Here is an 18,283-nt window from a genome sequence, read left to right as displayed (position 1 = left end):
CGAGGGATCGCACGGCGCGTATCACCGCGTGGACGGGGAACCCGTCCACCCTACGAACTTTTGCAACACCGTAGGGTGCGCCACCGTGCCCACCCGCTGCTGTTTTCCTCCATCAAGCCCACATGAAACACCTCCCGATCGCCCTCGCCGCCCTGACCCTGGCGTCCTCCCTGAGCAATGCCGCCGCCCAGGCCTTCGACGACAAGTTCCGCCAGCTCGACGAGCTGCTCCCCACCCCGACCGAGACCCGCACCGCCTCCGGCGCCCCGGGCCACGCCTACTGGCAGCAGCGCGCCGACTACCGCATCCGCGTCACGCTGGACGAGGCGAAGCGCGCCGTGAGCGGCAGCGAGACGGTCACCTACCACAACAATTCGCCGGACACGCTGCACTACCTGTGGATCCAGCTCGACCAGAACATGTTCCGCGCGGATTCCGACAACCGCAACATCTCGAGCTACCCGTCGCGCGATGCCTGGCGCACCGCCGCCACGCCCGGCGGACAGGCCGGCCTGAACTTCGAGGCGGCGCGCTTCCTGGTCGAGAGCCGCAAGTTCGACGGCGGCTTCAAGGTCGCCCGCGTGACCGACACGTCCGGCCGTCCGCTGGCCCACGCGATCAACAAGACGATGATGCGCATCGACCTGCCGCAGCCCCTCAAGCCCGGCCAGCGCTTCGCGTTCGAGATGGCGTGGAGCTTCAACGTGCCCGAGACGAACGTGCTGGGCCGGCGCATGGGCTTCGAGCGCTTCGACAAGGAGGGCCAGGACAACAACGACCTGTTCGAGATCGCCCAGTTCTTCCCGCGCATGGCCGCCTACTACGACGCCCACGGCTGGCAGAACAAGCAGTACCTGGGCGACGGCGAGTTCACGCTGGAGTTCGGCGACTACGAGGTCGAGATCACGGTGCCGGCCGACCACATCGTCGCCGCCACCGGCGTGCTGCAGAACCCGGACGCGGTGCTGACGGGCGCCCAGCGCGAGCGCCTGGCGCGCGCGCGCACGGCCGCGCAGCCGGTCATGATCGTCACCCAGGCCGAGGCCGAGGCCAACGAGAAGCGGCGCGCGACGGCCAGCAAGACCTGGCGCTTCAAGGCGGACAACGTGCGCGACTTCGCCTTCGCCACTAGCCGCAAGTTCATCTGGGACGCGCAGGGCTTCAAGAAGGGCGGGACCGACGTGCTGGCCATGTCCTACTACCCGAAGGAAGGCAATCCGCTGTGGGAAAAGTATTCGACCCAGGCCATCATCCACACGATCGACAGCTATAACACCTACTCGTTCGACTACCCGTATCCGGTGGCGATCTCGGTGAACGGCCCGGTCGGCGGCATGGAATACCCGATGATCTCGTTCAACGGCGGCCGCCCCACCAAGGACAAGAAGACCGGCGCGCTGACCTATCCGAAGAACGTCAAGTACGGCCTGATCAGCGTGATCATCCACGAGGTCGGCCACAACTACTTCCCGATGATCGTCAACTCGGACGAGCGCCAGTGGACCTGGATGGACGAAGGCCTGAACTCCTTCATGCAGTTCCTGGCCGAGCAGCGCTGGGAAGAACACTACCCGTCGCGCCGCGGCGAAGCGCGCAACATCGTCGACTACATGAAGAGCCGCAACCAGCAGCCGATCATGACGAATTCCGAATCCGTGACCAACCGCGGCGGCAACGCCTATGCCAAGCCGGCCACGGCGCTGAACATCCTGCGCGAGACGGTGCTGGGCCGCGAACTGTTCGACTTCGCCTTCAAGGAATACGCCCAGCGCTGGAAGTTCAAGCGCCCGACCCCGGCCGACTTCTTCCGCACCATGGAAGACGCCTCGGGCACGGACCTCGACTGGTTCTGGCGCGGCTGGTTCTACACCACCGACGCGGTCGACATCAGCGTGGACGGCATCACCGAATACACGGTCGGCTCGAAGGATCCGGAAACGGAAAAGGCCTGGCAGCGCGCGCAGAAGGACGCCCAGCCGGTCTCGGTCACCGACCAGCGCAACCAGGGGACGCTGCCGCGCCGCGTCGATGCGCACCCGGAGCTGAAGGACTTCTACAACGCGCACGACGACTTCACCGTCACCAACAAGGACCGCAACCGCTATACCGAGACGGTCGACGGCCTGGAGGATTGGGAAAAGGCGCTGCTCAAGGAAGGCAAGCACCTGTACCTGGTCGACTTCTCGAACCTGGGCGGCCTCGTCATGCCGCTGGTGCTGGAAATCCAGCTGCAAAGCGGCAAGAAATATATCGAACGCATCCCGGCCGAAGTCTGGCGTTACTCTCCCAGGAAGATCACCAAGCTGATCGTCACCGACGAGCCGATGGTCGGCCTGGTCCAGGACCCGTACCTGGAAACCGCCGACATCGACACGTTCAACAACAGCTGGCCGCGCAAGGCGGTGCCGACGCGCCTCGAGCTGTTCAAGTCGAAGCAGGCACAGGATGACATGATGAAGGACTACGCCGAGAAGCTGAAGCCGAAGAAGGATCCCAAGGAAGCCGCCAGGGCCGCCGAACAGGCCGTCGAGGCGGGCAAGGCGGTCGAGTGATGCGGCGCCGCACCCTGTTGCACGCCGCGCTGGCCGCGCTGCTTGCCGGCGCGAGCCCGCTCGCGCCGGCGCACCGCTTCCATGCCGGCATCGCCGACATCAGCTTCAACGCGCATACGGGCAACCTCGAGGTCGTGCATACCTACATGGCGCACGACGTCGAGGCGCTGCTGGCCAACCTGTACCAGCAGCAGTTCGACCTGTCCAACCCGGACGACCAGGCCGTGCTGCGCAAGTACGTCGAGAAGCTGTTCTGGCTGGCCGACAAGGACGGCAAGCGCATCGCCCTGGACTGGGTCGGCGTCACCGTCGACACCGACAGCGTGACGATCTTCCAGGAAGCCGCGCGCACGCCCGCCGAGCGGGTCGCGCTCATCCACAACGCCGTGCTGGTCGACTTCCTGCCGGACCAGGTCAACACCGTCAACTTCAGCGCGGGCGGCGACCTGCGCACCTTCGCCTTCACCGCGAACCGTACCGAACTTCCGATCCGCTGACATGCAATTACGTATCATTCCCTGCGCGCTGGCCGCGCTGTTCATCCACGCCCCTGCCCTTGCCGACGACCCCGTGATCCAGCGCGTGCTGGTCGAGGGCGCGCGCAGCAGCATGCTGGGCATCGCCGATTCCGCCAACGCCGGCAGCGTCAGCCAGAAGGAACTGGAGATGCGCACCGTCTACCGTCCCGGCGAGCTGCTGGAAGCCACGCCCGGCCTGATCGCCAGCCAGCACAGCGGGGAAGGCAAGGCCAACCAGTTCTACCTGCGCGGCTTCAACCTCGACCACGGCACCGACCTCGCCACCTTCGTCGACGACATGCCGGTGAACCAGCGCAGCCATGCGCACGGCCAGGGCTGGACCGACCTGAACTTCCTGATGCCGGAACTGACCGCGCGCCTGGACTACGGCAAGGGGCCGTACTCGCCGCGCACCGGCGATTTTTCCTCGGCCGGCAGCGCCTCGGTGACGTACGCGAACCGCCTGGTGCGCAACGTGGCCACCCTCAGCGGCGGCCAGAACGGCTACGGCCGCGCGGCGCTGGCGGCATCGACGGACGCCTGGGGCGGCGCCCTCACCTACGCGCTGGAACTGCTGCACAACGACGGCCCGTTCACGCGCGGCGACGATTACCGCAAGCAGAACGCCGTGCTGCGCTACAGCCGCGGCTACGCCAACAACGGCTGGACCGTCACGGCGATGGCCTACCGCGGCAAGTGGAACGCGACCGACCAGATTCCCGCGCGCGCCGTCGCCGACGGCAGCATCGACCGCTTCGGCCTGGTGGACCCGACCGACGGCGGCCAGGCCCATCGCTACAGCCTGTCCGGCGTATGGCGCCGCACCACGGCCGATACGGCATCGAAGGTGAATGCCTACGTGATCCGCAACCAGCTCGACCTGTGGTCGAACTTCACCTATTTTCTCGACGACCCGGTGAACGGCGACCAGTTCGCCCAGCCGGACCGGCGCGTCACCAGCGGCGTCAACGCCATCCACACCTGGCACGCGCACCGCGGCGACACCCTGAGTTCGGACATCACCGTCGGCGCGCAGGCGCAGAGCGACAATATCTTCAACGCCCTGCTGCACACGGCGGCGCGGCGCCCGCTCGACATCACGCGCCAGGACCACATCCGCGAAACCAGCTACGCGGCCTGGATCGAGAACGCGACGCGCTGGACGCCGTGGCTGCGCAGCACCGTCGGCCTGCGCGCCGACCGCTACGACTTCCGCGTGCGCGGCGACCGCCCGGAGAATTCCGGCAAGGCCGACGACGCGCTGGCGAGCCCGTCGCTGAACGTCGCGCTCGGCCCGTGGCGCGACACCGAGCTGTACTTCAACTATGGCACGGGCTTCCACAGCAACGACGCGCGCGGCACCGTCGCGACCGTCGATCCGAAGACGCTGGACGCGGTGGAGCGCACCCCGGGCCTGGTGCGCTCGCGCGGCATGGAAGTCGGCCTGCGCACCGAGATCGTGCCGAAGAACCAGACCGCGATCTCGCTGTACCGCCTCGACTTCGACTCCGAGCTGACCTATATCGGCGATGCCGGCAATACCGAGGCAGGGCCGCCGAGCCGCCGCTACGGCATCGAATTCTCGAACTACTACAAGCCGTTCAAATGGCTGTCGGTCGACGTCGACGCCGCCTTCGCGCATGCCCGCTCGCGCGGCGTGGCGGAGGGCGCGGACCGCATCCCCGGCGCCGTCGAGGGCGTGGGCCAGGTGGCGCTGACGGTGAGCCAGCTGGGCGCCTGGGAAGGCGCGCTGCGCCTGCGCTACTTCGGCCCGCGTCCGCTGGTCGAGGACGATAGCGTGCGCTCGCAGGCCAGCACCACGCTGAACGGGCGCATCGGCTACCGCCTGGCGAAGGACCTGCGCCTGGAACTGGAAGGCTTCAACCTCACCAACCGCAAGGTCTCGGCGATCGACTACTACTACGCTTCGCAATTGCGCGGCGAAGCGGAGGCGCGCGAGGACATCCATTTCCATCCGATCGAATCGCGGTCGTTCCGGCTTACCCTCATCAAGAATTTTTAAGCGGGTAGGCATGCGGTTGGTGGGCACGGGGTGCCCACCCTACGGGGGTTTGGGTTCAGCCCGCGCCATGAAACGTAGGGTGCGCACCCCGTGCGCACCACCCCCGCCCCCCCCGCCACCGCCACCGCCCGCGGCAAAAGGTGCTACGCTAACGGGATGACGACACCGCAACCTCCCTACACCGATCCCGCCCGCCTCGTCGACGCGCTGCGCGGCGATGGCTATGCCCTGCTGGCCCCGCGCGACCTGGCCGCGCTGTCCGGCTGTTCCCTCGACGCACTGCATGCCCTCGTGCCGAGCTGGGACCACCTGGAACTCGACAACTACCTGAAGGACGGCGGCCGCTACCGCCGCCGCCGGCACTCCTGCTTCGTCGACGACGGCGACGCGCTCGTGCAAAGCCCGCACCGCGCGCACTGGCAGCCGGTCGAGTACAACGCCCTGCACGGCGGCATGCACCGCCTGTTCGTGCCGGTCGAACCGGGCACCGTCGCCCAGCCGGCGTGGAACAAGCTGCTGCGCGCGCTGGGCAGCGTGTGCTCGCAGGCGAAGGGCCGCCAGACCTGGTACGTCGAGGCGCACCAGTTCCGCATCGATACCGCCGACGGCATCGGCCGCCCGACCCCGGAAGGCGCGCACCGCGACGGCGTGGACTTCGTGGCCGTGATCCTGATCGACCGCGCCAACATCAAGGGCGGCGAATCGCGCGTGTTCGAGGCGGACGGGCCGAAGGGCCTGCGCTTCACCATGACCGAGCCGTGGACGCTGCTGCTGCTGGACGACGCGGCCGTGATCCACGAATCGACGCCGATCCAGCCGCTGGCCGAAGGCGGCGGGCACCGCGACACGCTGGTGCTGACCTGGCGCGCGGGCGCGTTCCAGGGCGACGACGTGGAAACGGGCGCCTGAACAAAAAAAAAGCCCGCAACCTTCGTTGCGGGCCGAATCCAGGTTTTTCGGAGAAAAACTGGAGGAGACGGTTCCAATATATCCCTATTTATTGTGCAGTGCAATACCGTAGAACTACGTAGTCGGATTCTGTCGTGCCAGAGTGACACTCATGCCGCCACCAGTTTGAACGAGAGTGCTTTTTGCGGCACTGCGGGAAAGACCTGGACGAGTTGCTTGTCGTTCAAAATCAAATGTTCTTCCGCAATTTGTGCGAGCACCGAACGAAAATCGGTATTGACGGGCAAATCTCGTCCTTCGTTCAGCGCACCGTCGGCGACGCCTTCCCAGTCGCCATAGACCTTCCCGCCGCGCACTTTTCCGCCCAGTACCCACATCACATTGCCGTGTCCATGGTCGGTACCGCCGTTGCCGTTCTCGCGCGCCGTGCGGCCGAACTCCGACATCACCACGACGACCGTGTCGTCGAACAGCGGGCCGAGGCGCTCGGCCAGCACGGCCAGGCCCTGGCCCAGCGGCGCCAGGCGGTTCGCCAGCTGGCCGGTGGCGGCGCCCTGCCCGGCATGGGTGTCCCAGCCGCCCAGCGCGACGAAGGCGAGCTGGATGCGCGGATCGTTGCGCATCAGGCCCGCCAGGCGCGCGGCATCGTCCGGAAAGCCGTTCGGCAGCGGCGCGCCGCGGTCGGCGGCCAGCATCTCCGGGGTCTCGGCCGCCTGCAGCACTTCCTTGTGCGCCGCGCGGCCGTCGGCATAGGCGCGGCCGAAGCGCGGATGGTCGCGGTACAGCTGGTCGAAGGCGGCGCCCAGCGCCGGCCGGTCGAGGACGTCCGGCTTGCCGGCGGCCGCGACGTTGGGCAGGTTCACCGCCGCCGCGCCGCCGGCCAGGATGCGCGGCAGCACCGGGCCGATGCCCAGCAGGCGGCTCGGCGTCGAGGTGCCGGGCAGCGCCGCCACCAGGCGGTTCATCCAGCCGTCCGGCGTGTTCTTGCGCCCGGGCGTGGCCGATTCCATGTAGTCCTGGGCGTCGAAGTGGGAACGCGTCGCGTCCGGCGAACCGCTGGCGTGCACGAAGGCCAGCTTGTTCCCGCGCCACAGCGGCTGCAGCGCGGCGAGCGCCGGATGCAGGCCGAAGTAGCCGTCCAGGTCCAGCGCGCCGCCTTCCATGCCGGGCAGCGCCAGGCCGATGGTCGGGCGCAGGCGCAGGTAGTTTTCGTCGCCGACCGGCGCCACGACGTTCAGGCCGTCGACGGCGCCGCGCAGCATCACCACCACCAGCTTCTTGCGGGTGGGCGTGTCGCCCGCCGCCGCCCAGGCGTGGGACCCGAGCGGCAGCGCCAGGCCGGCGCCGAGCGCCAGCGTGTTCAGGAAATCCCTGCGTCGCATGATGTGCCTTTCTCCTCTAACGCCTACCCTACCTGAGCATGAAGTCCGGACTGCCCAGCAGCATCGCCGCCTGCAGCGTGTCCGGTTGACGGCGCGCGGCGTCCAGCGTGCGCGGCGAGATCGCCGCGGCCAGCGTCGACCGCAGCGCCGCCGCATCCAGCGGCGGCGCCGATGCCGGCGGCGCGCCCGCCAGCGGCATCCTGCCCGACGCCAGCGCGGTGGCGAACGTGATGCGCCGCGTCAGCGCGTCCGGGTTCAGCCACGCGTCCTGCGTGTTCTTGTACCCGTCCGGTGTCTGGCAGCCGTGCAGCGGCATGCCGAGCTGGCTCATGGTGCTCACCAGCGGTCCCACGTTCGCCACCGGCACCGCGCTTGCCCTGGCCGCCGATACCACGAACTGGTACGGCGTCTTGAACTTGGCTCCCGCGCTGGCGGCATCCATGAATTCCGGACTGGCGAACAGCGTCGCCAGCACCGTGCGGATGTCGCCGCCGCTGGCCGTCCAGCTGGCCGCCATGCGCTCGACCAGCGCCGGCGGCGGCGCGTCGGCGACGAAGTACTGCGCCAGTTCGAAGCTGACGTGGTGCGCCGTGGACGGATGCACGGCCAGCACGTCCAGCGCCTGCTCGCCTTCGCGCTGGCCGGCCGGCGCGACGTCCCGTCCGAGCCAGGTCTTGGCGCCCTGGTCGTGGCGCCGTTCGTCGAAGCGGAACGTCTCGCCCGTGCGCGCCAGGCGCCGCTGGTCGAAGGTCCAGCCGGTCAGCATGCGCGCCAGCTCGGTCACGTCGCGCTGCGTGTAGCCGCCGTCCGCGCCCAGCGTGTGCAGTTCCATCAGCTCGCGCGCATAGTTCTCGTTCAGGCCGGCGGCCTTGCCCTTCGCCTCCGCACGCGGCGCCGACGACACCGCATTGTCGAGGTAGAACAGCATGGCCGGGTGCTTCGCGGTGGCGCCCAGCAGGTCGCGGAACGTGCCGAGGGCGTAGGGGCGGATCGCGTCGCGCTCGTAGCTCGCCACCAGCGCGCGCGTGATGCCCTTGCCGGAGAAGACATTGAAATGGTTGAACCAGAAGTCGACCATGACTTCCTCGAGCTGGCGCGGGCTGTCGATCGCGCGCAGCAGGCGCGCCTCGGCCGCCTCGCGCGCGACCTGGGCCTGGCGCTGGCGGCGCGCCTGCTGCGCCTGCTCGCCGTCCATGCGCGCGTCGCGGCGCAGCTCCAGGAACTCGGCCAGCGCGTCGCCGGCGCTGCGGTTGACCGTCTCCAGCGCATCCAGGCGCGCCTGCAGGTCCGGCGGCAGCGGGATCCGCTCCGGATGCAGCTGCTCGGCGATCCAGGCCTGCACGCCCATGCGCCGCACGCGTTCGACGTCGCCGGGGCGCGGGCCGAACGCCAGCCGGTTCAGGACGTGGACGGCCTGCCAGTCCGGCGCCGGCGCGGTGGCCTGCTGCGGCGCGGCAGGCGCCGGCGCCGGGGCGCTGGCGGCGGAACCGATGACGAGGCTGGCGGCAACGAGGAACGCGGCGCGGCGGATCATGGCGGGATGCTCCTGGGAAGTGGACTCATTTAAACCCGGAACGATGAGCTTAACCAGCATCGCACCATTACAGACGTAAGGATTTGTAACGATGCCGACTGCCCCGACTCACCTTCGTCCATACGCGATGTGGTGCGGGCCGCGCGGTTTGTTACACTCTAGCAGTTTCGATTCCTGCAGGTTATTCCTGCCCCGATCGCCATCCATCTTCCGATCCATGACACCAGCTCGCAATCGCATGCGGACCGCCCTGCCGGTCCTGTTCATCGTCCTGGCCGGCAGCGCCGGCATCTTCGCCACGGGGCGCGCCGCCGACGACAAGAAGGCGACGCCGGTGCGCCCCGCGCTGACCGTCACCACGGCGCGTCCGGAAACCGCGCGCCTGCCGCTGACGCTGGCCGCCAACGGTAACGTCGCCGCCTGGCAGGAAGCGGTCATCGGCAGCGAATCGAACGGCCTGCGCCTGCAGGAAGTGCGCGTCAACGTCGGCGACGTCGTCAAGAAGGGCCAGGTGCTGGCCGTGTTCGACCCGGCCACCGTGAACGCCGACCTGGCCCAGGCCGACGCCGCCGTGCAGGAAGCCGAGGCCAATGCGGCCGCGGCGGCGGCGGATGCGAAGCGCGCGCTGGCGCTGCGGAGCTCGGGCGCGCTGAGCGAGCAGCAGATCACCCAGTACCTCGCCACCGAACGCACCGCCAACGCCCGCGTGGCGTCGAGCAAGGCCGCGCGCGACCAGCAGCGCCTGCGCCTGAAGTACGCGCAGGTGGTGGCGCCGGACAGCGGCATCATCTCGGCGCGCAACGCCACGGTGGGCGCCGTGGCGGGCGTGGGCACGGAACTGTTCCGCATGATCCGCCAGGGCCGCCTGGAATGGCGCGCCGAAGTCACGGCGGCCGAACTGCCGCGCCTCAGGCCGGGCCTGAAGGCGGTCATCCGCACCCCGGCCGGCGGCAGCGTCACCGGCACCGTGCGCACGGTGGCGCCGACCGTCGACGGCCAGAGCCGCGTGGCGCTGGTCTACGTCGACCTGCCGCCGGCGCTGGACGCCAACGCGCCGCTCAAGGCCGGCATGTTCGCCGGCGGCCGCTTCGCGCTGGGCGAGTCGGGCGCGCTGACGCTGCCGCAGCAGGCCATCGTCGTGCGCGACGGTTTCGCTTACGTGTTCCGCCTGAACCCCGACGGCCGCGTCAGCCAGGTCAAGGTGACGACCGGGCGCCGGCTGGGCGAGCGCATCGAGGTGGTCGGCGGCATCCAGGCCGACACCCCGGTCGTGACCAGCGGCGCCGGCTTCCTGAACGACGGCGACCTGGTACGCAACGTCGCCGCCGCCCCGGCCCCCGTGGCGAAACGCTGAAGGCGGACCCGATGAACTTTTCCGCACTCTCGATCCGCAACCCGATCCCGGCGATCATGCTGTTCGCCCTGCTCACGCTGGCCGGCCTGCTGGCCTTCAAGATGAACAAGGTGCAGGACTTCCCGGACATCGAGCTGCCCATCGTCACCGTCAGCGCCACCCTCGACGGCGCCGCCCCGGCCCAGCTGGAGACCGAGGTCGCGCGCAAGATCGAGGACTCGGTCGCGACGCTGCAGGGCGTCAAGAACATCTACACCAAGGTGCTCGACGGCGTGGCCACCGTCACCGTCGAGTTCATCCTCGAGAAGGACCTGTCGGACGCCGTCAACGACGTCCGTGACGCCGTCGCGCGCGTGCGCGCCGACCTGCCCGCCGAGATGCGCGACCCGAGCGTCACCAAGACCACGACGGCCGGCCGCGTCGTCCTGACCTTCACGGCGGCGGCGGCCAACGCCGGCGGCAGGCCGGCGCTCGACCAGCCGGACCTCTCCTGGTTCGTCGACAACACGGTGTCCAAGCGCCTGCTCAGCGTGCCGGGCGTGGGCGCGGTGAAGCGCGTCGGCGGCGTCTACCGCGAGGTGCGCATCGAGCTCGACGCCGAGCGCATGGCGGCGCTGCGCGTGTCGGCGCTGGACGTGTCGCGCCAGATGCGCAACGTGCAGCGCGAGGAACCGGGCGGACGCGGCGACGTCGGCGGCGCCGAGCAGTCGGTGCGCACGCTGGCCACCGTCCAGACGGCGCAGGAACTGGCGGCCATGGACATCCCGCTGCCGGACGGCCGGCGCGTGCGCCTGGACGAGATCGCGCGGGTCAGCGACACCGTCGCCGAGCCGCGCGCCATCGCCGAGCAGGACGGCCGGCCGGTGGTCGCCTTCGAGATCTTCCGCACCCGCGGCGCCGGCGAGATGGACGTCGCCCGGGGCGTGCGCGCGGCCGTCGCCGAGCTGCAGGCCAAGCACGGCAACGTGGTGCTGCGCGAGACCATCGACAACGCCGCGCCGGTCGAGGAAAACTTCGACGCCTCGATGGAGATGCTGTACGAGGGCGCGGTGCTGGCCGTGCTGGTGGTCTGGTGGTTCCTGCGCGACTGGCGCGCCACCATCGTCGCGGCGGCCGCGCTGCCGCTGTCGGTGATCCCCGCCTTCCTCGGCCAGTACCTGTTCGGCTACACGCTGAACATGGTGACCCTGCTGTCGCTGGCGCTGGTGGTGGGCGTGCTGGTCGACGACGCCATCGTCGAGATCGAGAACATCTCGCGCCACCTCAAGATGGGCAAGACGCCGATGCAGGCCGCGCTGGAAGCGGCCGACGAGATCGGCATGGCCGTGATCGCGACGACCTTCTCGCTGGTGGCCGTGTTCCTGCCGACCGCCTTCATGAGCGGCATCCCCGGCAAGTTCTTCAAGCAGTTCGGCTGGACCGCCGTGCTGGCGATCCTGGCCTCGCTGCTGGTCGCGCGCCTGCTCACGCCGATGATGGCCGCCTACTTCCTGAAACCCGCCCGCCACCACGAGGAAAAGGACGGCCCGCTGATGCGCCGCTACATGCGCACGATGCAGTGGTGCCTGCGCCACCGCGGCCTGACGATGCTCGCCGCGGCCCTGTTCTTCGTCGGCTCGATCTCGCTGGTGCCGCTGCTGCCGACCGGCTTCGTGCCGGCCGCCGACCGCTCGCAGACCCAGATCAACGTCGAGCTGCCGCCCGGCTCCACGCTGGCGGAGACGCGCGCCGTGGCCGAGCGCGTGCGCCTGGCCGTCATGCAGGACAAGCTCGTCAAGGGCGTGTTCAGCTCGATCGGCGGCGGCTCCAGCGGCGACGCCTTCGCGCCGGGCGCGGCGGCCGAGGCGCGGCGCGCCGTGTTGACCCTGACCACGGTGCACCGCGACGACCGCAAGGCCTCGCTGGCCGCCATCGAGTCGGCCGTGCGCGCGCGCCTGGCCGACATTCCCGGCGCGCGCTTCACCGTCGGTCCGCCCGACACCGGCGTCAAGATGCAGCTGGTGCTGCGCAGCGAGGATCCGGTGGCGCTGAACGCCGCCGCGCGCCAGGCCGAGCGCGAGCTGCGCGGCCTGCACGGCATCGGCAACGTCACGTCCAGCGCCTCGCTGGTGCGCCCCGAGATCATCGTGCGCCCGGACTTCGCGCGCGCGGCCGACCTGGGCGTCACCGCCGCCAGCATCGGCGAGACGGTGCGCGTGGCCACGGCCGGCGACTACGACCAGGTGCTGGCCAAGATGAACGTGTCGGAGCGCCAGGTGCCGATCCGCGTCAAGCTGCCGGACGCCGTGCGCGCGGACCTCGACGCCATCGGCCGCCTGACGGTGCCGGGCAAGAACGGCCCGGTGCTGCTGGCGAACGTGGCCGACATCACGGTGGAGAGCGGCCCGGCCCAGATCGACCGCCTGAACCGCAGCCGCAACGTGACACTCGACGTGGAACTGAACGGCCGCTCGCTGGGCGAGGTGAACACCGAGGCGCGCGCGCTGCCCGCGCTGAAGAACCTGCCGGCCTCGGTGCAGATCGCGGAACTGGGCGACGCCCAGGAGATGCAGGCGCTGTTCGCCAGCTTCGGCCTGGCCATGCTGATCGGCGTGCTGTGCATCTACGGCGTGCTGGTGCTCCTGTTCACCGACTTCCTGCAGCCGGTGACGATCCTGGCCGCGCTGCCGCTGTCGATCGGCGGCGCGTTCGTGGCGCTGCTGCTGACCCACAGCGCGCTGTCGATGCCCACCATGATCGGCCTGATCATGCTGATGGGGATCGTGACCAAGAACTCGATCCTACTGGTCGACTACGCGATCCTGGCGCGCAAGGCCGGCATGAACCGCTTCGACGCGCTGGTCGACGCCTGCCACAAGCGTTCGCGCCCGATCGTCATGACCACGATCGCGATGGGCGCCGGCATGATGCCGCTGGCGCTGGGCCTGTCGGGCGACCCGAGCTTCCGCGCGCCGATGGCCATCGCCGTGATCGGCGGCCTGATCACCTCGACGCTGTTGAGCCTGCTGGTGGTGCCGGCCGTGTTCACCTACGTGGACGACATCGAGCACTGGTTCGGCCGCATGGCCGGCAAGATGCGCAAGCCGGCGCGGCATGCGGCGCCCAGCGAGGAGAGCGCGGTCAAGTAGGCGCAGCGGCGCGCGCCGGGAACGCACGACAAAAAGCCGGCGCGAAGCCGGCTTTTTCGTGAGCGCGGGCGCCTGGCGGCGCCGATGGATCAGTAGTCGCGACGCGAACCGCCCAGCAGCTTGGCCAGCACGAAGCCGGCGGCGGCGGCGATGGCCAGCGCGGTGGCCGGCTTTTCGCGCACGTAGTCGAAGCTGGCTTCCTTCCACTTGCCGTAGGCGTCGGTCAGCTGCTGCTGGCGCTCGCCCAGGTTCAGGCTGGCGCCGCTCAGCATGCCCTGCAGCTTGTCGACGCCGGCATGGGCGGTGGTGGCGAGGCGGTCGACGACCGGCTGCACGCTGTTGACGGCCTTGTCGACGTAGGGCTTGGCGGCGTCGGCGGCCTTGTCGATCGACTGGTGCAGGTCCTGCGCCTTGGCGTCGACCTGGCTGCCGATTTCCTTGACCTTGTCGTCGGCCTTGGCGCCGAGGTCCTTGGCATCGCCGCCGGTGCCCGAGCCGGTCGCTGCCGACGCGCTCTGGCTGTTCTGGCTGCCGGTCGAGCCGATGCTCGAGGTGGCGCCGCCGGTGCTTGAGCCGGTGCTTGAGCCGGTGCTTGAGCCGATGCTCGAGCCGATGGTCGAGCCGGCCGGCGTCTGCTGGTCCTTGCCCTGGTTCATCTGGGTGCTCTTGCTCAGGCTGCCTGCGGCGCCCGTGCTGCCCAGGTTGCCCGAACCGCTCACCGACGACAGGTTGTCCTTGCCCTGGTTACCCAGGTTGCTGTCCTTGCCAATGCTCGAGCCCGAACCGATGGTGCTGCCTTTTGCTTCGTTCGATTTTTGATTATCCATGATGAATTCCTCGTAAAAAGTGTGAGCAACGCGTAGTAGACCGAAACTCGACCATCACCACATTCTTGCCGTATTCCCCTCGAAACAAAACGAAGGCGCGAGAGCGGGCTGCGCTACATCAACGGACCCATCTGGACAGTGCACGGGGTCAAGTCTGATGAACGTTGACCATGCAAGTTCTCAAAGGTTCCGTCGATGCGATTGCTATCGCGTCTCGTGGGTGCCGCGGCGCCGGCACACCGTTTTCCGGTCGTGCCGACATGCGACGTCGCAATGGAAAAAATATAACTTTTGGTCATGCATCACTGTGCGGTGCATAACAGAGGGACGGGATCACGGCGCCGCGCCGACCGTCGCCTTGAGCGCGTCGATGAACAGGCGCACCTTCTGCGGGACGTGGGAAGAGGCCGGGTAGACGGCGTGGATGTCGCTCGCGCCCAGCGACCAGTCCGGCAACACGCGCACCAGCCGCCCGGCGGCGACGTCGTCCTGCACCGAGAACACGGTGGCGCGCAGCACGCCGTCGCCAGCCAGCGCCGCGGCGCGCGAGGCATAGGCGGAATTCGTGGAAAACACCGTGTTGCGCATGACGGTCTCGTGGCGCGCGCCGTCGGCGCGGACCAGCGTGAAGCTGGCCGGCTGGGCCACGACCGTCAACTCGACGTAGGGCAGCGCTGCCAGCGCCGCCGGGCCGTCCGGCATGCCGTGGCGCGCGAGGAACGCGGGACTGGCCACGAGCCAGCGCAGCAGCGGACCGACGCGCGCCGCCTGCAGGCCGGAATCGGCCAGCTTGCCCAGGCGCACGGCCACGTCGATGCCGTCCGCGATCAGGTCAACGCGGTGGTCGGCGCACAGCAACTCCACCTTCAGGTCGGGATGGCGCGCGCGCAGCCGCGACAGCAGCGGCGCCACCACCATCACGCCGTAGTCGACGGCGGCGGCCACGCGCAGGTTGCCCTGCACGGCATCCCGGCCGCTGCGCGCTTCCTCGATCGCTCGCTCGGCCGACTGCAGCACGCCGCGGCTGGCCTCGTAGAAGGCGCGCCCCGCCTCGGTCAGGCGCAGCGTGCGGGTGGAGCGCACCAGCAGTGCCACGCCGACCTCCGCTTCCAGCAGCTGCATGTGCTTGCTGACCATCGATTTCGCCAGGCCGAGCCGGCCGGCGGCGGCCGTGAGCGACCCCGCTTCGACGACGGCGACGAAGACGGCCAAGCGGTTCAGGTTGACGGCGGCGATGTCCATGGGGCGATTGTACACTTTGAATGGACTCTGATTCCTCGATTGTCCGGCTTATCGAAACACCCCCGTTTCCCTACACTGGCTTCACCGTCAACCACCACCCAAGGGAACACATCATGAAACTCCACGGCGTCCTCCTCTCCGGCCATGTCCACCGCGTGCAACTCCTGCTCGGCCTGCTGGACCTGCCTTACGAATTCGTCACGGTCGACCTCGCCAACCGCACGCCGGAATTCCTGGCCAAGAGCCCGTTCGGCGAGATCCCCGTGCTGGAAGACGGCGACGTCGTCCTGTCCGACTCGACCGCGATCCTGGTCTACCTCGCGTCGAAGTACGGCGACGGCCGCTGGCTGCCGCGCGACCCGGTCGGCGCCGCGCAGGTGCAGCGCTGGCTGTCGAACGCCTCGGGCAAGATCGCCTACGGCCCGGCCGCGGCGCGCCTCGTGACCGTGTTCGGCGCGCAGCTCGACCACGAACGCGCGAAGGCGATCGCCGTGCGCCTGTTCGACGCGATGGAACGCGAACTGGCGGACCGCCGCTTCCTGGTGAACGACGAACCGACGCTGGCCGACGTCGCCGCCTACAGCTACATCGCCCATGCGCCGGAAGGCGGCGTGTCGCTGCGCCCCTATCCCAACATCCGCGCGTGGCTCGGCAACGTGCGCGCGCTGCCGGGCTTCGTCGCGATGCCGTCCACCGCCGCCGGCCTCGCGCCGGAGACCTGCTGACCACCAGCGACCACCAGAAGGGAGAACGCCATGGGCGCGTCACGATTCCACGAAGGCGAGCTGGCCGCGCAGGAGCGCGTCGGCGTGCGCGAACAGATGGCCGGCGTCACCGGCATCCGCGACTTCATGCCGGACCAGCACCGCCAGTTCTTCGGCGAGCTGCCGTTCTTCTTCGCCGGCGCGCTCGACGAGGCGGGCCAGCCGTGGGCCACGCTGCTGGCCGGCGCGCCCGGCTTCGTGACGGCGCCGGACCCGCGCGTGCTGCGCATCGCCGGCGGCCTGCTGCCCGGCGACCCGCTGCAGGGCCGGCTGCTGCCCGGCCGCCACCTGGGCGGCCTGGGCCTGGCGCCGACGACGCGCCGGCGCAACCGCGTCAACGGCGTCATCGCGTCCGCCGCCGACGGCGTGCTGGAGGTCGACGTCCTGCAAAGCTTCGGTAACTGCCCACAATACATCCAGCACCGCGGCCACGCGCCGGCCGCGCCGCGCGCCACGCCGCTGGTCGAGCGCCGCGCCGCGCTCGACGCGCGCGACCGCGCCCTGGTCGCGCGCGCCGACACCTTCTTCATCGCCAGCGCCAGCACGGGCGAGGACGGCGGCCAGGCGCGCGGCGTGGACGTGTCGCACCGCGGCGGCCGGCCGGGCTTCGTGCTGGTCGAGGACGACCATACGCTGGCGGCCCCGGACTTCATCGGCAACTTCTTCTTCAACACGATCGGCAACCTGCTGCACGACCCGCGCGCCGGCCTGCTGTTCATCGACTTCGAGAATGGCGACCTGCTGCACCTGGCCGTCGACGCGACGATCGTCTGGGATGGACCCGAAGTCGCGGCCTTCGCCGGCGCCGAGCGCCTGCTGCGCTTTACCGTCCGCGAGGTCGTGCGCAACGTCGGCGCGCTGCCATTTCGCTGGAGCGAGGCGCAGCCGGCCGCGCAACTGGCGCGCACCGGCGACTGGGACGCAGCGAAAAGCGCGCTGCAAGCCGCGCAGGCCGCGACCGCATGGCGGCCGTTCGAGACCGTCGACGTCGTGCGCGAAAGCGCGGACGTGCTGTCCTTCCACCTCGCACCGCGCGACGGCCTGGGCCTGGCGCCGCACGTGCCGGGCCAGTTCGTCACGCTGCGCCTGCCGGACGGCCGTACCCGCAGCTACACGTTGTCCGACGCGCCGGACGGCCGCCGCTGGCGCATCAGCGTCAAGCGCGGGGATGGCGTGTCGCGCCGGCTGCACGATGACCTGGCGCCGGGCGCGCAGATCGAGGTAATGGGACCGGGCGGGGACTTCACCTTCGCCGCCGGCACGCGCCGCCCCGCCGTGTTCCTGTCGGCCGGCATCGGCATCACGCCGATGATCGCGATGCTCAACGGCCTCCTGGTGAACGGCGACCGCACCCGGCACCGCCACCCGATCCACTTCCTCCACGGCGCGCGCAACCCGGACGCGCTGGCGTTCGGCGCCCACCTGCGCGCCCTGGCGGCGGGCCACCGCAATCTGCGGGTGCATGTGCGCTACAGCGCGGCCGCCGTGCCCGTCGCCACGGACGACCTGCCCAACTGGGACGAAAGCGCGGGCCGCGTCGACGTCGACCTGCTCAGGCGCGTGCTGCCCTTCGACGACTACGATTTTTATCTCTGCGGCCCGGGCGGCTTCATGCAGGCGATGTACGACGGCCTGCGCGCGCTGAACGTGGCGGACGAGCGGATCCGCTTCGAGGCATTCGGTCCGGCCAGCGTCAGGAGGACGGCGGCTGCGGCGCCCGCTCCCCGTGGCGAGGTGCAAGCGGTCCCGGTGCACTTCGCGCGCTCGGGCGTCGACCTGGTCTGGGACGGCAGCCACGCGAACCTGCTGGAACTGGCGGAGGCGCACGGCATCGACGTGCCGTCGAGCTGCCGCTCCGGGATGTGCGGCACGTGCGAGGTCGGCGTGCGGGCGGGACGGGTGGAGGCGACGCGCGCCGCAGCGGCGGATGCAGCGCAGGGACATGCGCGGCTGTGCTGCGCGGTGCCGCGGGCCGGGAGCGAGGCGATCGTGCTGGACGCGTGAGCTGCGAGATGGCAAAAACAAACAGGGCTGCGCGCTTTCGCCTGCA

The 18,283-nt window shown here is 69.7% G+C and carries 12 protein-coding genes; 8 read left to right on the top strand and 4 right to left on the bottom strand.

The window, feature by feature from the left end:
* Positions 1–122 precede the first annotated feature (122 nt).
* The 4 genes from QZ749_RS12585 to QZ749_RS12570 all read left to right on the top strand — a co-directional run bounded on the left by QZ749_RS12585 (position 123) and on the right by QZ749_RS12570 (position 6,002).
* Entirely contained in the window at positions 123–2,552 is a 2,430-nt protein-coding gene (locus QZ749_RS12585; protein WP_296947270.1) for a M1 family metallopeptidase, read from the top strand.
* On the top strand, positions 2,552–3,049 hold the full coding sequence (locus QZ749_RS12580; RefSeq protein ID WP_296947268.1) for a DUF6702 family protein: 498 nt from the start codon (positions 2,552–2,554) through the stop codon (positions 3,047–3,049). Before QZ749_RS12585 ends, QZ749_RS12580 begins: the two co-directional genes overlap by 1 nt.
* Position 3,050: 1 nt before the next feature.
* Entirely contained in the window at positions 3,051–5,093 is a 2,043-nt protein-coding gene (locus QZ749_RS12575; RefSeq protein ID WP_296947266.1) for a TonB-dependent receptor, read from the top strand.
* A gap of 156 nt (positions 5,094–5,249) precedes the next feature.
* Positions 5,250–6,002 carry a 2OG-Fe dioxygenase family protein gene (locus QZ749_RS12570; protein WP_296947263.1) on the top strand — a complete coding sequence of 251 codons (753 nt, stop codon included), beginning with the start codon at positions 5,250–5,252 and terminating at the stop codon, positions 6,000–6,002.
* Positions 6,003–6,151: 149 nt separating this feature from the next.
* Here QZ749_RS12570 and QZ749_RS12565 read toward each other — a convergent pair whose 3' ends face one another.
* Positions 6,152–7,384, bottom strand: coding sequence for a DUF1501 domain-containing protein (locus QZ749_RS12565; RefSeq protein ID WP_296947261.1), 1,233 nt, complete (start codon positions 7,382–7,384; stop codon positions 6,152–6,154).
* A 28-nt stretch (positions 7,385–7,412) separates the two neighbouring features.
* Positions 7,413–8,918, bottom strand: a complete 1,506-nt coding sequence (locus QZ749_RS12560) for a DUF1800 domain-containing protein (RefSeq protein ID WP_296947258.1) — start codon at positions 8,916–8,918, stop codon at positions 7,413–7,415.
* 238 nt (positions 8,919–9,156) lie between these two features.
* Between QZ749_RS12560 and QZ749_RS12555 the strand changes: the two genes are divergently transcribed.
* A complete protein-coding gene (locus tag QZ749_RS12555; RefSeq protein WP_296947256.1) occupies positions 9,157–10,272 on the top strand; it encodes an efflux RND transporter periplasmic adaptor subunit in 1,116 nt (371 codons plus the stop codon).
* Between the two features lie 11 nt (positions 10,273–10,283).
* Positions 10,284–13,400, top strand: coding sequence for an efflux RND transporter permease subunit (locus QZ749_RS12550; protein ID WP_296947255.1), 3,117 nt, complete (start codon positions 10,284–10,286; stop codon positions 13,398–13,400).
* Positions 13,401–13,489: 89 nt separating this feature from the next.
* Here the strand turns inward: QZ749_RS12550 and QZ749_RS12545 are convergent, their stop codons facing one another.
* Positions 13,490–14,227 carry a hypothetical protein gene (locus tag QZ749_RS12545; protein WP_296947253.1) on the bottom strand — a complete coding sequence of 246 codons (738 nt, stop codon included), beginning with the start codon at positions 14,225–14,227 and terminating at the stop codon, positions 13,490–13,492.
* Between the two features lie 333 nt (positions 14,228–14,560).
* A complete protein-coding gene (locus tag QZ749_RS12540; protein ID WP_296947250.1) occupies positions 14,561–15,469 on the bottom strand; it encodes a LysR family transcriptional regulator in 909 nt (302 codons plus the stop codon).
* Between the two features lie 113 nt (positions 15,470–15,582).
* Here QZ749_RS12540 and QZ749_RS12535 point away from each other — a divergent pair, with 113 nt between their 5' ends.
* Together QZ749_RS12535 and QZ749_RS12530 are read left to right on the top strand one after the other, a co-directional pair.
* Positions 15,583–16,194 (top strand): glutathione S-transferase family protein, encoded by a 612-nt coding sequence (locus QZ749_RS12535; protein WP_296947248.1) that lies wholly within the window; start codon positions 15,583–15,585, stop codon positions 16,192–16,194.
* Positions 16,195–16,224: 30 nt separating this feature from the next.
* Complete coding sequence (locus QZ749_RS12530; RefSeq protein ID WP_296947246.1) at positions 16,225–18,237, top strand: pyridoxamine 5'-phosphate oxidase family protein; 2,013 nt, start codon at positions 16,225–16,227, stop codon at positions 18,235–18,237.
* Positions 18,238–18,283 lie beyond the last annotated feature (46 nt).

Source organism: uncultured Massilia sp. (assembly GCF_913773735.1).
In the GTDB taxonomy this organism is placed as follows: Bacteria; Pseudomonadota; Gammaproteobacteria; order Burkholderiales; family Burkholderiaceae_D; genus Telluria.
This window is presented reverse-complemented; position numbering and strand designations above follow the sequence as displayed.

Excerpts from the sequence above, each read along its gene's own strand:
- QZ749_RS12565 (WP_296947261.1), bottom strand. The coding sequence starts at position 7,384 with ATGCGACGCAGGGATTTCCTGAACACGCTGGCGCTCGGCGCCGGCCTG.
- QZ749_RS12575 (WP_296947266.1), top strand. The coding sequence starts at position 3,051 with ATGCAATTACGTATCATTCCCTGCGCGCTGGCCGCGCTGTTCATCCAC.
- QZ749_RS12570 (WP_296947263.1), top strand. The coding sequence starts at position 5,250 with ATGACGACACCGCAACCTCCCTACACCGATCCCGCCCGCCTCGTCGAC.
- QZ749_RS12550 (WP_296947255.1), top strand. The coding sequence starts at position 10,284 with ATGAACTTTTCCGCACTCTCGATCCGCAACCCGATCCCGGCGATCATG.
- QZ749_RS12540 (WP_296947250.1), bottom strand. The coding sequence starts at position 15,469 with ATGGACATCGCCGCCGTCAACCTGAACCGCTTGGCCGTCTTCGTCGCC.
- QZ749_RS12560 (WP_296947258.1), bottom strand. The coding sequence starts at position 8,918 with ATGATCCGCCGCGCCGCGTTCCTCGTTGCCGCCAGCCTCGTCATCGGT.
- QZ749_RS12530 (WP_296947246.1), top strand. The coding sequence starts at position 16,225 with ATGGGCGCGTCACGATTCCACGAAGGCGAGCTGGCCGCGCAGGAGCGC.
- QZ749_RS12555 (WP_296947256.1), top strand. The coding sequence starts at position 9,157 with ATGCGGACCGCCCTGCCGGTCCTGTTCATCGTCCTGGCCGGCAGCGCC.
- QZ749_RS12535 (WP_296947248.1), top strand. The coding sequence starts at position 15,583 with ATGAAACTCCACGGCGTCCTCCTCTCCGGCCATGTCCACCGCGTGCAA.
- QZ749_RS12545 (WP_296947253.1), bottom strand. The coding sequence starts at position 14,227 with ATGGATAATCAAAAATCGAACGAAGCAAAAGGCAGCACCATCGGTTCG.
- QZ749_RS12585 (WP_296947270.1), top strand. The coding sequence starts at position 123 with ATGAAACACCTCCCGATCGCCCTCGCCGCCCTGACCCTGGCGTCCTCC.
- QZ749_RS12580 (WP_296947268.1), top strand. The coding sequence starts at position 2,552 with ATGCGGCGCCGCACCCTGTTGCACGCCGCGCTGGCCGCGCTGCTTGCC.